Origin of the sequence: Streptomyces sp. NPDC056161, assembly GCF_042268025.1 — a bacterium.
In the GTDB taxonomy this organism is placed as follows: Bacteria; Actinomycetota; Actinomycetes; order Streptomycetales; family Streptomycetaceae; genus Streptomyces.
The window spans coordinates 121,833-136,138 of record NZ_JBHJUV010000011.1 but is presented as its reverse complement, the minus strand read 5'-3'; the positions used below and the strand labels follow the sequence as shown (position 1 = coordinate 136,138).

The 14,306-nt window shown below is 72.0% G+C and carries 11 protein-coding genes; 1 reads left to right on the top strand and 10 read right to left on the bottom strand.

The window, feature by feature from the left end; all coding sequences use genetic code 11:
- Positions 1-67: 67 nt before the first annotated feature.
- The 6 genes from ACFC09_RS12950 to ACFC09_RS12925 are packed head-to-tail and all read right to left on the bottom strand — an operon-like array spanning position 68 to position 6,761.
- Entirely contained in the window at positions 68-1,033 is a 966-nt protein-coding gene (locus tag ACFC09_RS12950; protein WP_376526619.1) for an aldo/keto reductase, read from the bottom strand.
- Positions 1,030-1,794 (bottom strand): SDR family NAD(P)-dependent oxidoreductase, encoded by a 765-nt coding sequence (locus tag ACFC09_RS12945; protein WP_376526616.1) that lies wholly within the window; start codon positions 1,792-1,794, stop codon positions 1,030-1,032. The genes ACFC09_RS12950 and ACFC09_RS12945 overlap by 4 nt, the downstream gene beginning before the upstream one ends.
- Positions 1,791-3,131: an enolase C-terminal domain-like protein gene (locus tag ACFC09_RS12940; RefSeq protein WP_376526613.1), complete on the bottom strand. Its 1,341-nt coding sequence runs from the start codon at positions 3,129-3,131 to the stop codon at positions 1,791-1,793. The genes ACFC09_RS12945 and ACFC09_RS12940 overlap by 4 nt, the downstream gene beginning before the upstream one ends.
- Before the next feature lie 33 nt (positions 3,132-3,164).
- Complete coding sequence (locus ACFC09_RS12935; protein ID WP_376526610.1) at positions 3,165-4,190, bottom strand: ABC transporter permease; 1,026 nt, start codon at positions 4,188-4,190, stop codon at positions 3,165-3,167.
- Positions 4,183-5,685, bottom strand: coding sequence for a sugar ABC transporter ATP-binding protein (locus tag ACFC09_RS12930; RefSeq protein ID WP_376526608.1), 1,503 nt, complete (start codon positions 5,683-5,685; stop codon positions 4,183-4,185). The genes ACFC09_RS12935 and ACFC09_RS12930 overlap by 8 nt, the downstream gene beginning before the upstream one ends.
- Positions 5,682-6,761, bottom strand: coding sequence for a sugar ABC transporter substrate-binding protein (locus ACFC09_RS12925; RefSeq protein WP_376526606.1), 1,080 nt, complete (start codon positions 6,759-6,761; stop codon positions 5,682-5,684). Before ACFC09_RS12925 ends, ACFC09_RS12930 begins: the two co-directional genes overlap by 4 nt.
- Positions 6,762-6,923: 162 nt before the next feature.
- Here ACFC09_RS12925 and ACFC09_RS12920 point away from each other — a divergent pair, with 162 nt between their 5' ends.
- The gene (locus ACFC09_RS12920; RefSeq protein WP_376526603.1) at positions 6,924-7,640 is read left to right on the top strand and encodes a FadR/GntR family transcriptional regulator; all 717 of its coding nucleotides are present in this window, start codon (positions 6,924-6,926) and stop codon (positions 7,638-7,640) included.
- A 236-nt stretch (positions 7,641-7,876) separates the two neighbouring features.
- Here the strand turns inward: ACFC09_RS12920 and ACFC09_RS12915 are convergent, their stop codons facing one another.
- The 4 genes from ACFC09_RS12915 to ACFC09_RS12900 form a co-directional block, all read right to left on the bottom strand.
- Positions 7,877-10,897, bottom strand: a complete 3,021-nt coding sequence (locus tag ACFC09_RS12915) for an alpha-mannosidase (protein ID WP_376526600.1) — start codon at positions 10,895-10,897, stop codon at positions 7,877-7,879.
- 306 nt (positions 10,898-11,203) lie between these two features.
- Positions 11,204-12,460, bottom strand: coding sequence for a glycosyl hydrolase (locus ACFC09_RS12910; protein ID WP_376526597.1), 1,257 nt, complete (start codon positions 12,458-12,460; stop codon positions 11,204-11,206).
- Positions 12,461-12,504: 44 nt separating this feature from the next.
- Positions 12,505-13,410 (bottom strand): carbohydrate ABC transporter permease, encoded by a 906-nt coding sequence (locus tag ACFC09_RS12905; RefSeq protein ID WP_376526595.1) that lies wholly within the window; start codon positions 13,408-13,410, stop codon positions 12,505-12,507.
- The gene (locus ACFC09_RS12900; protein WP_376526592.1) at positions 13,407-14,303 is read right to left on the bottom strand and encodes a carbohydrate ABC transporter permease; all 897 of its coding nucleotides are present in this window, start codon (positions 14,301-14,303) and stop codon (positions 13,407-13,409) included. The genes ACFC09_RS12905 and ACFC09_RS12900 overlap by 4 nt, the downstream gene beginning before the upstream one ends.
- Between the last annotated feature and the right edge of the window lie 3 nt (positions 14,304-14,306).

Below are 14,306 nucleotides of genomic sequence, written 5' to 3'. Positions count from 1 at the left end.
GTGGACCTCGGTGTGCGGGACGGCTCTCAAGACGGCTCCTTCTCGGTTCTCGTGCCGGTGCGGGCGGTCACGACGGCTCCTCGGGCAGCAGGCCGGTGTCGCGCAGTTCGTGCCAGAACGCGTCCGGCACCGGGATGCCGAACTGCTCGGCGGTGTCGCGGACCTCGGCCGCCGAGCGGGCGCCGACCAGGACGGCGGCGACGGCCGGGTGCGCGGCGCAGAAGGCGAGGGCGGCGCCCCTGAGGGTGATGCCGTGCCGGCCTGCGACCGCGTTCATGCGCAGCGCCCGGTCGAGCAGTTCGGCGGGCACACGGGCGTAGTCGTAGGTCGCGGAGGGCTTCGGGTCGGCCAGCAGACCGGAGTTGAACGCGCCGCCGATGACGACGGACACGCCCCGCCGGGCGGCGGCCGGCAGCAGTTCGGTCCGGGCCCGCTGGTCGAGGAGGGTGTAGCGGCCCGCGCACAGCACCACGTCCACGTCCGTGTCGCGGACGAAACGGGTGAGCATCTCCGCCTGGTTCATGCCGGCGCCGATCGCGCCCACCACGCCCTGCGCGCGCAGTTCCTCCAGGGCGGGGTAGCCCTCGCGGAACGCCTGCTCGGCGTGGTGGTCCGGGTCGTGCAGGTAGACCACGTCGACCCGGTCGAGGCCGAGCCGTCGCAGGCTGGACTCCAGACTGCGGCGGACGCCGTCGGCGCTGAAGTCCCAGACGCGGCGGTGGGTGGCGGGCACCGCGAAGCCGTGGGCGAGGTCGTCGCCACCCGCCGTCGACGGCTCCAGGCGCCGGCCCACCTTCGTGGAGATGGTGTACTGGTCGCGGGGCAGCTCCCGCAGGGCCGCGCCGAGGCGGCGTTCGGCCAGGCCGAGGCCGTAGTGCGGGGCCGTGTCGAAGTAGCGGACGCCCCGCTCCCAGGCCGCGGCGACCGCCTCGTGCGCCTGCTCGTCGCCGACCTCGGTGTACAGGTTGCCGAGGCTCGCGGTACCGAGGGCCAGGGCGCTGACCTGGACGCCGCTGCGGCCGAGCGTGTTCACCGGGCCTCCGGGCGCAGCCGCAGCCCCTGCATGCCGCCGTCGACGGCGAGGGAGGTGCCGGTGGTGGCACCGGACAGCGGGCTCGCCAAGTAGGCGATGGCGCCCGCGACTTCGGCCGCGGAGACGAGCCGGCCGGTGGGCTGGCGGGCTTCCAGGGCGGCGCGTTCGGCCGCCGGATCGGCGGCGGAGTCCAGCAGCCGGCCGATCCACGGGGTGTCGGCCGTGCCGGGGTTGACGCAGTTGACGCGGATGCCCTCGGGGAGGTGGTCGGCGGCCATGGCGAGGGTCAGGGAGAGGACGGCACCCTTGGTGGCGCCGTACAGGGCCCGCCTGGGCAGGCCGGCGGTGGCGGCGATCGAGCAGGTGTTGACGATGGCGGCGTGCCGGGAGCGGCGCAGGTGGGGCAGGGCGGCGCGGGCGGTGCGGACCATGCCGACGACGTTGACGTCGAAGACGCGGTGCCATTCGTCGTCGGTGTTGTCCTCGACGGTGCCCTGGGCGCCGATGCCCGCGTTGTTGACCAGCACGTCCAGGACGCCGTCGGCGCCGAGTTCCGCCGCCGCCGCGTCCACCGCGGCGCGTACGGAGGCGTCGTCGGTGACGTCGGCGCGCAGTCCGAGCAGCGGCTTGTCGACCGCCGACGGGTCCAGATCGAGGACGGCGACCCGGGCGCCGCGTGCGGCCAGGAGTTCGGCGGTGGCCCGGCCGATCCCGGACGCGCCGCCGGTCACCAGGGCCGTCAGTCCCTCGAAGTCGTTCATGCCGCGTGTCCCTTCCGGGTTTCGGGGTCGGCGGCCCAGTAGGTGCCGCCGGGGTAGGTGTAGCGCGCGATGGACTCGGGCCGCATGGCGGCGGAGAAGCCGGGCGCGGTGGGGGCCGCGTAGTGGCCGTCGCGGACGACCACCGGGTCGAGGAAGTGCTCGTGCAGGTGGTCGACGTATTCGATGACCCGGTCGTCGGTGGTGCCGGAGACCGCCAGGTAGTCGAACATCGACAGGTGCTGGACGAGTTCGCACAGGCCCACCCCGCCCGCGTGCGGGCAGACCGGGACGCCGAACTTGGCCGCGAGCAGCAGGATCGCCAGGTTCTCGTTGACGCCGCCGACCCGGGCCGCGTCGATCTGCACGATGTCGATGGCGTCGGCCTGGAGCAGTTGCTTGAAGACGATGCGGTTGTGCACGTGCTCGCCGGTGGCGACCTTGACCGGGGCCACCGCCCGGCGGATCGCGGCGTGGCCGAGGACGTCGTCGGGACTGGTGGGCTCCTCGATCCAGTACGGGTCGAACTCGGCGAGCGCCCGGGTCCAGCGGATCGCCTCGTCGACGTTCCAGCGCTGGTTGGCGTCGACGGCCAGGCGGATGCCGGGTCCGACGGCGGCGCGGGCCGCGCGGCAGCGGCGTACGTCGTCGTCGAGGTCGGCGCCGACCTTCAGTTTGATCTGCCGGAAGCCGTCGGCGACGGCCTGGGAGGCGAGCCGGGTGAGTTTCTCGTCGTCGTAACCGAGCCAGCCCGCGGACGTGGTGTAGCCCGGGTAGCCGCGCTCCAGGAGGCGGGCCCGGCGCTGTTCGGCGCCGGCCCGGCCGCGGCGCAGCAGGGCCAGCGCCTCGTCGGCGGTGAGCGCGTCCGTGAGGTAGCGGAAGTCGATCTGCCGCACGATCCACTCGGGGTCGGCGTCCGCGAGCAGTTGCCACAGCGGCTTCGCGGCCCGCTTGGCGGCGAGGTCCCACACGGCGTTGACCACGGCCCCGATCGCCATGTGCATCACGCCCTTCTCGGGTCCGAGCCAGCGCAGTTGGCTGTCCCCGATCAGGTCCGCGAAGAGGGATCCCGGGTCGTCGCACATCTCCTCGACGGAGCGGCCGACCACGTGGTTCCGCAGTGCCTCGATCGCGGCGACCTGGACATCGTTGCCCCGCCCGATGGTGAAGGTGAACGCGTGCCCCTCGTGTCCGTCGGCGGCGTCGGTGCGCAGCACGACGTACGCCGCGGAGTAGTCGGGGTCCGGGTTCATCGCGTCGGACCCGTCCAGCTCGCGCGAGGTCGGGAAGCGGATGTCGTGGGTGTCGACCGCGATGACGCGGGCCGGGGTCGGGGACACAGAATGCCTTTCGGTCGGTGGAGGGTGGGGGGGTCAGTCCTGGGCCCGGCCCGTGGTCACGCGGGCGATCATGAGGGCGAGCAGGATGATTCCGCCGTAGATGGCCTGGATCCAGAACGAGGGCACCTGGGCGAGGGTGAGCAGGTTCTGGACGACACCGAGCAGCAGGACACCGGTCAGCGCGCCGAACATGGTGCCCTTGCCGCCGTCCAGGCTGATGCCGCCGATGACCGCCGCCGCGAACACCGTGAAGATCATGTTGTTGCCCTGGTTGGCACTGATCGCGCCGACGTACCCGGTCTGCATGATGCCGCCGACCGAGGCGAGGACGCCCGCGACGACGAACACGCCGAGCATCACCCGTTCGACGCGGATGCCCGCCGCGCGGGCCGCCTCCACGTTGCCGCCGATGGCGTACAGGGCGCGGCCGACACGGTGGTACCTCAGCACCAGTCCGGCCACCGCGAAGGCGACGGCGGCGAGCCACACGGACAGGGGGACGGAGAGGAAGGTGGTGGTCGCGAGCGAGTAGAAGCTGTCCGGCATGCCGAAGAGGGTCTTGCCCTTGGTCGCGCCGACCAGCAGGCCGCGCAGCACGATCAGCATCGCCAGCGTCACGATGAACGCGTTGAGCCGGAACTTCACGACCAGGACGCCGTTGAAGGCGCCGACCAGCGCGCCGGCCACCAGGACCGCCAGCAGGGCGAGCGGCGCCGGGAACTCCGTCCCCCAGCCGGACTGGGCGGCGGGCAGGACGAGGAGGGCGCCGACCGCGGGCGCGATGCCGACGACCGACTCCAGGGACAGGTCGAACTTGCCGGTGATGAGCACCAGCGACTCGGCGAGGACGACCATCGCGAGCGCGGCCGAGGCGCCGAGGATGGAGATCAGGTTGCGTTCGGTGAGGAACGAGTCGTTGACCACCGCGCCGAGCACCAGGAGCAGCAGCAGGGCCGGGACGAGGGCGAGTTCGCGGGCCCGGCGGAGCAGCACCGTCCGGGCCGTGCGCGGGTCGGCGGCGCGCGCCGGCGCCACCGGCACGGCCTTGGTGTCAGCCATGGTCCACTCCTTCGATGGAGGCGATCAGCTCGTGGTCGCGCCAGCCGGCCGGGTGTTCGGCGACGATGCGGCCGTGGAAGAGGACGAGGACGCGGTCGCAGCGGCGCAGGTCGTCCAGCTCGTCGGAGACGACGAGCACGGCGGTGCCGTCGTCGCGGGCGCTGTCCATGCGGGTCAGCAGGGATTCCTTGGACTTCACGTCGACGCCCGCGGTCGGATTGATGAGGACGAGCAGGCGGGGCTCGGAGGCGAGGGCGCGGGCCATGACGACCTTCTGCGCATTGCCGCCGGACAGGTCGGAGACGGGCTGTTCGGGGCCCTCGGCGTGGATGTCGAGGCGTTCGATCAGCTCGCCGGCGAAACCCCGCTTGCGGTCGGTGCCGACGAAGCCGAGGCGGCCGAGCCGGTCCAGGACGCTCATGGTGGTGTTGTCGCCGATGGTCATGCCGGGGACCAGGCCCTGCTCGTGCCGGTCCCGGGGCACGCAGCCGACCCCGGCGCGCAGCGCGGCGCGTACGTCGCCGAACGGGAGGTCGCGCCCGTCGATCCGGGCCGAGCCACCGGTCGGGGTGTGCAGTCCGGCGAGCGACTCGGCCAGTTCGATCTTGCCGCTGGCGCTGCTGCCGGCGATCCCGAGGACCTCGCCGCGGCGGACCGTGAGGTCGATGCCGTCGTACGCGGCGGAGGTGAGGCCGCGCACGTCGAGCACGACGGGTGCGTCCGCGGCCACCGTGTCGCGGGTGTTCTCCTGGGCCGCGACCGACTCCCCGGCCATGGCTTCCACGAGGGCCGCGCGCGGCAGTTCGGCCACCGGGGCCGTGACGATCCAGCGGGCGTCGCGCAGCACCGTGACGGTCTGGCAGACCTCGTACACCTCCTGGAGGTGGTGCGAGATGAACAGGAAGGTGACGCCGGACTCCTGGAGCGTGCGCATCCGGGCGAACAGCCGCTCGATCTCCCGGTTGTCGAGCTGCGCGGTCGGCTCGTCGAGGACGATGAACCGGGCGCCGAAGCTGAGCGCCCTTGCGATCTCCACCATCTGGCGGTCCTCGACCTTGAGGTCGGCGGTGCGTGCCTCGGGGTCGACCCGCACGTCCCAGGTGTCCAGGAGGGTGGTGGCCTCGGCGCGCAGCCGGCGCCAGCTGATGAACCCCCGGCTGGCCGGCTGCCGGTTGATGAAGAGGTTCTCGGCGACCGTCAGTTCCGGGACGACCGTGGGCTTCTGGTACACGCAGGCGACGCGGCGCCGCCAGGCGTCCCGGTCGGCGAGCGGGGGTGCGGGCTCGCCGTCGAAGCGGACGGTGCCCTCGTCGGGGGCCTGGAGGCCGGTGAGGACGTTGACCAGGGTGGACTTGCCCGCGCCGTTGCGGCCGACGAGGGCGTGCGACTCGCCGGGCAGCACGGTGAGCCGGCCGTCGGCGAGGGCCACGGTGGGCCCGTAGCGCTTGACGATGCCCTGGGCTTCCACGAGGGGGGTGGCGAGTGGGGTGCTCATTTGACCGAGTTGCCCCACAGCTTGGGGTCGTCGACGTTGTCCTTGGTGACCAGCGGGGCGGGCAACTGATCTTCCAGGATGCCGCTGGGCAGCTTGACGATGGTGGAGTCGTGGTCGGTCGGCCCGGGGTCGAACGTCTTCCCCTCCATCGCGGCCTTGATGTAGTACAGGCCGTACTTGGCGTAGGCGTCCGCCGGCTGGGAGACGGTGGCGTCGATCTCGCCCTTGCGGATGGCGTCGAACTCCTGCGGGATGCCGTCGTTGGAGACGATGGCGATGTGGCCCTGCTGCCCCGCCGTCTTCAGCATGCCCTTGGACTTGAGGGTCTGCAGGGTGGGCGCCAGGTAGACGCCGCCCGCCTGCATGTAGATCCCCTTGATGTCGGGGTTGGCGTTCAGCAGTGTGTCCAGCTTGGAGGCCGCGGTGTCGGACTCCCACTTGGCGGGGATCTCCAGGACCTTCAGGTCCGGGTACTTCTTGCTCACACAGGAGCGGAACGCCTCGGACCGTTCGCGGCCGTTGACCGAGGCGAGGTCGCCCATGATCTGCACGACCTTGCCGCTCTTGACGTGCTGCCCCAGGTAGTCGCACGCCTTCTCGCCGTAGGCCACGTTGTTGGCGCGGACGACCATGGCGACCTTGCCCTTGTCCGGGGCGACGTCCACCGCGACGACCGGCACGCCCTTGCGTTCGGCCTGGTCGAGCCCCGCCTCGATGGCGGCGCTGTCGAGCGGCGCGACGACCAGGCCCTTGACGCCCTGGTTCAGCTCGTTGTTGATGTCGGTGATCTGCTGCGAGGGGTCGCTGTTGGAGTTGACCGTCTTCAGCACGTCGACGCCCTCGGACTTCGCCATCTTCGGCACGTAGTCGTTGTACGACTGCCAGAACGGCGAGGTCAGCAGCGGCAGGATCACGCCGACCTTGCCGGTGCCGCCGCCTGCGGCGCCGGAGGCGCCGTCGTCCTTGGTGCTGCCGCACGCGGCGAGCGCGAGCGAGGCACCGACGGCCAGGGCCGTCGCGCCGATGATCCGGGTCCGGTTCCGCTTCCTCGGTGACCTCAGTGTTCCGCCGGGCATCTGCTGGCTCCTAGTCGACGTCGTCTGGCCGATGCCCGCATACTTATCAGACCACTCGGCATCCACAACACCCCTGCGCCGCTGACTTTCCCGTAGAACGGCCATAGTGGTCCGACCACATCAGTGATTAGACTGCGGCGCACCGGTGACAGGAGGAGTGGCGTGGACGAGACAGCCCCGCAGAAGGGCACCGTGACCGAGCGCGCCATCGAGCGGATCAAGGCGATGATCGCCGAGGGCCGGCTGGAACCGGGCGAGCGGCTGCCCACGGAGCGCGATCTCGCTGCCCAGCTGGGCATGTCCCGCAGTTCGATGCGGGAGGCGATCCGGGCGCTGACGGTGCTCGGCGTCCTGGAGGCCCGGCACGGCTCGGGCATCTACGTCACCGCGCTGGAGGCCGGCGACCTGCTGGAGACCTTCGGGGTGGTCGCCGACCTGTCCCGTGGCCCGCGCCTGGTGGAGCTCCTGGAGGTGCGCCGGATCCTGGAGTCCACGGCGACCGCGATGGCCGCGGCGCGCATCACGCCGGACCGGCTCGCCGAGGTGGAGAAGCACCTGGCGGCGATGAACGCGACCGACGACCCCGAGGAGATCCTCGCCCACGACCTGGCCTTCCACCGGGAGATCGTGGGTGCGGCGGGCAACGAGACCATGGCCGCGATCCTGGACGGCCTGTCCTCCCGGACGTTCCGGGCCCGGGTCTGGCGTGGGTACCAGGAGGAGGGCGCGTTCGCTCGTACCCGCCGTGAGCACGCCGCCATCCACCGGGCGCTGGCGGCCCACGACCCGGAGGCGGCCCGGGCCGCGGCGGCGGCGCACGTCGGCGAGGTGGAGGAGTGGCTGCGGGCCCAGCTGCGCGCTCCGCTGGGTGAGGCGTGACAGTCCCTCCGGGTGAGGCGTGGCAGTTCCTCCGGGTGGGAGGTGACGGTCCTCCGTCGGGCGCGGCGGCGTCGTGGCTTGGCGCGCAGTTCCCCGCGCCCCTAAAACGCTGACGGTCCTCCGTCGGGCGCGGGCGCGTCGTGGCTAGGCGCGCAGTTCCCCGCGTCCCTGATGGGGCGTGTCTCTGGCGGGGGGGTGCGTGCGGGGCCGTGGGGTGTGGCCCACGGCCCCGGTGTTCAGGCTCGTCGCAGGCGGAGCGTCATCAGTTCGAACGGGCGTAGCCGTACGGTGATGCGCGCGCCGTCCCGGACGGGGGCGGTCGCCTCGGGCAGCGGGCGCTCCAGCAGGTCGGTGACCTCGACGTCAGCGATCTCGAAACCGGCCGTCAGGGTGGCGGCGGCCCGCCCCCCGTGGGCCTCGTGGAAGCGGACCACCACGTCCCCGCTGCCGTCGTCGGCCAGCTTGAGCGCGGTGACGACGACCGCGTCGTCGTCCACCGTCACCAGCGGCGCGACCTCTCCCGCGCCCTCGACGCGGCGCTCCAGCACATTGATCCGCCAGCCCTCGCGGACCGCGTCACCGATGTCCGCGCCCGGCACCAGCGCGTGCCGGAAGCGGTGGACGCCCTGGTCGGTCTCCGGGTCGGGGAAGCGCGGGGCGCGCAGCAGGGAGACCCGGACCGTGGTGGTGGTGCCGCGGTCGCCGTCGGTGCGGACCGTACGGGTCACGTCGTGGCCGTACGTCGAGTCGTTGACGACGGCGACGCCCCAGCCCGGCTCGGCCAGTTGCACGAAGCGGTGGTTGCACGCCTCGAACTTGGCAGCCTCCCACGAGGTGTTGGTGTGGGTGGGCCGGTGGAAGTGCCCGTACTGGGTCTCCGACGCGTACCGTTCGGCGTGCACGTCGAGCGGGAAGGCCAGCTTGAGGAACTTCTCCGTCTCGTGCCAGTCGACCTCGGTGTCCACGACCAGGCGCCGCTCCCCCGGCGGCAGGGACAGCACCTGGACGGCACGGGAGTCACCGAAGGACCGCTCGATCCGCACCGAACCGCCGTCCTCGCCCGCCGTGACCGCGTCCGCGTCGGTCAGGTCGACCACCGTGTTGCGGTAGAACTCGTCCACGTCCCAGGCGTCCCACATGTTCGGGAAGTCCGGGTGCAGTTGGAGCAGGTTCGCGGCGCAGCCGGGTGCGACGCTCTCGCGACCGGCCTCGATGTCGTACGCGGACACCACCAGGCCCCGCTCGTCGATCTCCACGCGCAGCAGGCCGTTGTCGAGGACGTGTCCGCCGTCCGGCCGGGGCGTGAGCCGGGTGCCGCCCGTCGCCCGCGGGGCACCGGCGCCGCCCGCGGGGATCCCGGCGCGCGCGTGCGGGGCCGCGTTGAACACCAGCGGGACCGTGCCCTCGCCGGCCAGCGCGCGTTGGGCGGCGTCGATGATGCCGGTCAGTTCCCCGGCGAGGCGCGCATAGGTCTCGCGCGCCTCGCGGTGCACCCAGGCGATGGAGGAGCCGGGCAGGATGTCGTGGAACTGGTGCAGCAGCACCGTCTTCCAGATCCGGTCCAGTTCCTCGTACGGGTAGCGGAACCCGGTGCGGACTGCGGCCGTGGCCGCCCACAGCTCGGCCTCGCGCAGCAGGTGCTCGCTGCGCCGGTTGCCCTGTTTGGTCTTCGCCTGGCTGGTGAGGGTGGCCCGGTGCAGCTCCAGGTACAGCTCGCCGACCCAGACCGGCGGCTGCGGGTACTCGGCCTCGGCCTTGTCGAAGAACGCCTGCGGTGTCTCCCACACGACCTGCGCGGAGCCTTCGAGGTCGCGCATGCGGGCGGCCTTGGCGACCATCTCGCGGGTGGCGCCGCCGCCGCCGTCGCCCCAGCCGGTGGGGGCGAGGGAGTGCCGGGCGACGCCCTTGTCCTTGAAGTTGCGGGCCGCGTGGGCGATCTCGCTGCCCTTCATGGAGCAGTTGTAGGTGTCGACCGGCGGGAAGTGGGTGAAGATCCGGGTGCCGTCGATGCCCTCCCACTGGAAGGTGTGGTGCGGGAACTTGTTCGTCTGCGACCAGGAGATCTTCTGGGTGAGCAGCCGCGTCGCGCCCGCGGCCCGGATGATCTGCGGCAGGCCGGCGGCGAAGCCGAAGGTGTCGGGCAGCCAGGCTTCGTCGTTCTCGATGCCGAACTCGTCCAGGAAGAACCGCTTGCCGTGCACGAACTGCCGGGCCATCGCCTCCGAGCCGGGCATGTTGGTGTCGGACTCCACCCACATGCCGCCGGCCGGCACGAACCGGCCGTCCGCGACCGCCTTCTTCACCCGCGCCCACACCTCGGGCCGGTGCTCCTTGATCCACGCCCACTGCTGGGCCTGGGACATGGCGAAGACGAAGTCCGGCTCGTCCTCCAGCAGGGCCGTCATGTTCGACGTGGTCCTGGCCACCTTGCGGACCGTCTCGCGCAGCGGCCACAGCCACGCGGAGTCGATGTGCGCGTGACCGACGGCGCTGATGCGGTGCGCGGAGGGCACGGCGGGGGCGGCGAGCACCCCGGCGAGCTGTTCCCTGGCGCGGGCCGCCGTGCCGCCCACATCCTGGAGGTCGACCGCGTCGAGGGCGCGCTCCACCGCCCGCAGGATCTCCCAGCGGCGGGCCGACTCCACGGGCAGCTCGGCCATCAGCTCGCCGAGCACTTCCAGGTCCATGACCAGGTGCCACACCGTCTCGTCGAAGACGGCGAGGTCCATGCGGGTGAGGGTGTACTGCGGCTCGCTGCCCGCGGTCTCCTTGTCGCCGAGCTGTGTGGGCAGGAAGGGGTGGTAGTCGAGGATGACGGGGTTGGAGGCGGCCTCGATGTGCAGCCGTACCTCCTCGCCGCCCGCGACGGGCGCCCCGACGCGGACCCACTGGTTGCGCGGGTTGAGGCCCTTCACCGGGGTGCCGTCCGGCCGGTAGACCAGGCCCTCGCACTGGAAGCCGGGCATGTTCTCGTCGAAGCCGAGGTCGAGCAGTGCCTCGACGGTGTGCCCGGCCCAGGTCCCGGGCACGGTCCCGGTCACCCGGAACCAGCTGGTGCCCCACGGAGCACCCCATCGCGCGCCCACCTCGATCGGCTCGGGCTCGGCGGCAAGCCCCTCTTCGACCGGCACGGGTTCGCCGGGGGCATGCCAGACCGCGACCTGGAGCGGCACGGACTCGGGGTGGACGGCGGGACGGATGCGCTCGTCGAGGACGCGCTTGAGACGGCCCTCTACGAGGCTTCGGTCGTCATGCATACGGGGTGCTCCGTAGGTCGTACGTCAGCTGGTGGTCACCAGGTGTGGGTGGCGGTCGCGGGGGCCGACGAGGAGTACGGCTCCCCCACGGCACGCACTGCGCATCGTGCCCCCCGCTCGCCCTGGTCGGACTGGAGGCCGGTCACGAAGTATGCCCGCCGGCAGGTGCCGCCGGGAAAGCGCCGGGTACCGGTGGGCGGCGTACGGCGCGGTGGCGGCGGCGATGCGTGGGGCCGCCGCCGCCACGGGCAGGGCGGGCGCCAGGGCCGCCGTGGTCGGCGAGCAGGACGGCGCGTCCGGTGGGGTTCACGAGCGGGGGCCTCGTGGCGGGGTGGGGAGTACCTGATCGGGAGTGACGACTTCGGTGATGCCGCGCGCGGCCAGGTGGTCGCGGTGGTCCGCGCGCTCGTCGAGCACGGTGGTGGGCCGGGCGCCGTCGGCGACCAGCCGGAAGAAGGCGTCGAAGACGGGCCCGCCGGGGGCGCAGTGGGAACGCCGGGCCGGATCGGCGGGGACGACGAGGGCGGTGGCGCGGGTGGCGGGCGCCGGCCGCGGCTGCCGGGCCGCCGCCGCGAGGACGCGGGCGAGGTCCTTGGGCCGCCGGTCGTTGGTGAGCAGGCCGAGCCCGTATTCGAGTTCGGGGAAGTCGGCGAGGTCACGGGAGACGTCGTGCGAGCACCACCAGGTGATACCCCACAGACCGGGGCAGTCGAGCGCGTTCGCGACCGTGGCTTCGGTGAAGGCGGCGGCGTGCTCGGCCGGGATCAGCGGGGCGGGGGCGCCGACCTCCTGGAGCCAGACGGGGCGGTGCGGGTCGGCGGCCCATGCCTTGCTCAGCTCGACCAGGTAGGCGGCGTGGTGCTCGGTCGGCACGGAGACCCGTCCGTGGCGCTGGGCGGTGCCGTTGAACACCCAGGAGTGCACGGCGGTCAGGTCGCCGACGCGGGCCGAGTGCGCGGGGGTGAACGGCTGGTCGTCCTGGTACCAGGCGGCGTCGTACGAGGCGTGCAGGTGCAGCTTGTCCGGGGCGCCCTCGGCACAGGCCGCGAGCAGCCGGGTCAGCCAGCGCTCCGCCTGGTCGGGGGTGATGCGGTCGGGGTCGGGGTGCGGCCCGGCGGCGAACTGGTTGACCTCGTTGCCGACGGTCATGCCGATGAAGTTCGGCCGGTCGGCGAGGGCGGCGGCCAGGGTACGCAGGTAGTGGGCCTCGCCCTCGACCACGTCCGGGTCGGTGAAGATGTTGCGCCGGTGCCAGGTCCGGGTCCAGGCGGGCAGGAAGTCGAAACTCGACAGATGGCCCTGGAGCCCGTCGACGTTGACGTCGAGCCCGCGTTCGGCGGCGGCGTCGGCGAGCGCCACCAGGTGCTCGACGGCGCGCGGCCTGATCAGGGTGCGGTTGGGCTGGAACACGGGCCACAGCGGGAAGACGCGGATGTGGTCCAGGCCCAGCGCGGCGATCGAGTCGAGGTCGGCGCGCACGGAGTCCGGGTCGAAGTCGAGCCAGTGGTGGAACCACCCTTCGCTGGGCGTGTAGTTGACGCCGAAGCGCACGGCAGAGGACATGGAGTTCCCGGTTCTTTAGTGCGTACGTGGGGAGTTCGGGTGTCTCAGCCCTTCACCGCGCCCTCGCCGACACCGCGGAAGAAGTACCGCTGCAAGCAGGCGAACAGGGCGATCAGCGGGGCGACGGCGATGACCGTGCCGGCGGCGACGAGGCGTTCGTCGTTGGCGAAGGTGCCGTGCAGGTAGTTGAGTCCGACGGTCAGGGTGAACTTGGACGGGTCGCTGAGCACGATGAGCGGCCACAGGAAGTCGTCCCAGGCACCCATGAAGGCGAAGATCGCGACGACGGCGAGGGTGCCCTTGACCGCGGGCAGGGCTATGCGCAGGAAGCGCTGCCAGGCGTTGGCGCCGTCGACGAAGGCCGCCTCCTCGATCTCGTAGGGGAGGTTGCGGAAGGCGTTGCGCATCAGCAGGACGTTCAGGGCGTTGACGCAGCCGGGCAGCAGGACGCCGATCAGCGTGTTGTTCAGGCCGAGGTCCCGCATGGTCGTGAACTGGGCGATGATGATGCCCTCCACGGGCACGAGCATCGCCAGGACGAAGACGAGGACGGCCACCCGGCGGCCCCGGTAGCGCAGCCGCGCCAGGGCGTATCCGGCGAGCGCCGAACCCACGCAGTTGGTGACGACGCTGGCGGCCGCGACCTTCAGCGAGTTGAGGGCGTAGTCCCAGACGGGGATGGTGTCGGCGACCCGGGTGTAGTTGTGCAGGGTGGGGTGGCCGGGCAGGAACTTCGGCGGGGAGCTGAAGATGTCCTCGGTGGGGCCCTTGAGGGAGGTGGACAGCTGCCACACGAACGGGCCGACGGTGACGGCCAGGACGACCAGCAGCAGGACGTAGCGCAGGACGAGTTCCCAGCCGGGGATCCGGCGACCGTGCTCGTCGGTGATCCGGGGCGGCCGGGCGGTGGCGGGCCGTGGCCCGGCCGGTGCCTTCTCGGTGGCGCTCATGACTCCTCCCTCCGGTCGGCGCGCATGACCAGCAGCATCAGTGCGACGGTGACCACGAAGACCACGACGGACAGGGCGGAGGCGTAGCCGACCCGGCCGGTCAGCCCGGTGCCGGTGCGCTGGACGAGCATGACGAGGGTGGTGTCCTCGCCGGCTGGGCCGCCGTTCGGGCCCGCCATCAGGTACACCTCGGAGAACACCTTGAACGCGGCGACCGAGGACAGGGCGGCGACCAGGACCATGGTGGAACGTACGGCGGGCACGGTGACCGTGCGGAAGCGCCGCACGGCGCCCGCGCCGTCGACGGCGGCGGCCTCGTGCAGTTCGCGGGGCACGTTCGCCAGCGCGGCCAGGTAGATGATCATGTAGTAGCCGAGGCCCTTCCAGACGGTGACGGCCATGGCGCTCAGCAGGAGCAGCCACTGGTCGCTGAGGAAGCCGACCTTGCCGAGCCCGACGGTCTCCAGGAGGGAGTTGATCAGGCCGCGGTCGTCCAGCATCCACACCCAGATGAGCCCGACCACGACGATCGAGGCGACGACGGGGGTGTAGAAGGCGGACCGGAAGAAGGCGATGCCGGGGATGTTCTTCTGCACCAGCAACGCCAGCAACAGCGGCAGGACGACCAGGGCCGGGACGACGACGGCGACGTACAGCGCGCTGTTGCGCAGCGCGATCCAGAACGTGTCGTCGTGGAGCAGTTCGCGGAAGTTGGCGAGGCCCACGAAGCGGCCCGGGATCAGGGTGCGGCGGTCGGTGAAGGCGTTGACCAGCGTGGAGAGGAACGGGTAGAGCACGAAGGCGCCGGCGACCAGCAGCCCCGGGGCGGCGAACAGCCAGGGGCTGGTGGGCAGATGGCGCCGTACCCGGATCCGTACCGTGAGATTCGCCATGTC

Excerpts from the sequence above, each read along its gene's own strand:
- ACFC09_RS12945 (WP_376526616.1), bottom strand. The coding sequence starts at position 1,794 with ATGAACGACTTCGAGGGACTGACGGCCCTGGTGACCGGCGGCGCGTCC.
- ACFC09_RS12935 (WP_376526610.1), bottom strand. The coding sequence starts at position 4,190 with ATGGCTGACACCAAGGCCGTGCCGGTGGCGCCGGCGCGCGCCGCCGAC.
- ACFC09_RS12930 (WP_376526608.1), bottom strand. The coding sequence starts at position 5,685 with ATGAGCACCCCACTCGCCACCCCCCTCGTGGAAGCCCAGGGCATCGTC.
- ACFC09_RS12925 (WP_376526606.1), bottom strand. The coding sequence starts at position 6,761 with ATGCCCGGCGGAACACTGAGGTCACCGAGGAAGCGGAACCGGACCCGG.
- ACFC09_RS12915 (WP_376526600.1), bottom strand. The coding sequence starts at position 10,897 with ATGCATGACGACCGAAGCCTCGTAGAGGGCCGTCTCAAGCGCGTCCTC.
- ACFC09_RS12910 (WP_376526597.1), bottom strand. The coding sequence starts at position 12,460 with ATGTCCTCTGCCGTGCGCTTCGGCGTCAACTACACGCCCAGCGAAGGG.
- ACFC09_RS12905 (WP_376526595.1), bottom strand. The coding sequence starts at position 13,410 with ATGAGCGCCACCGAGAAGGCACCGGCCGGGCCACGGCCCGCCACCGCC.
- ACFC09_RS12900 (WP_376526592.1), bottom strand. The coding sequence starts at position 14,303 with ATGGCGAATCTCACGGTACGGATCCGGGTACGGCGCCATCTGCCCACC.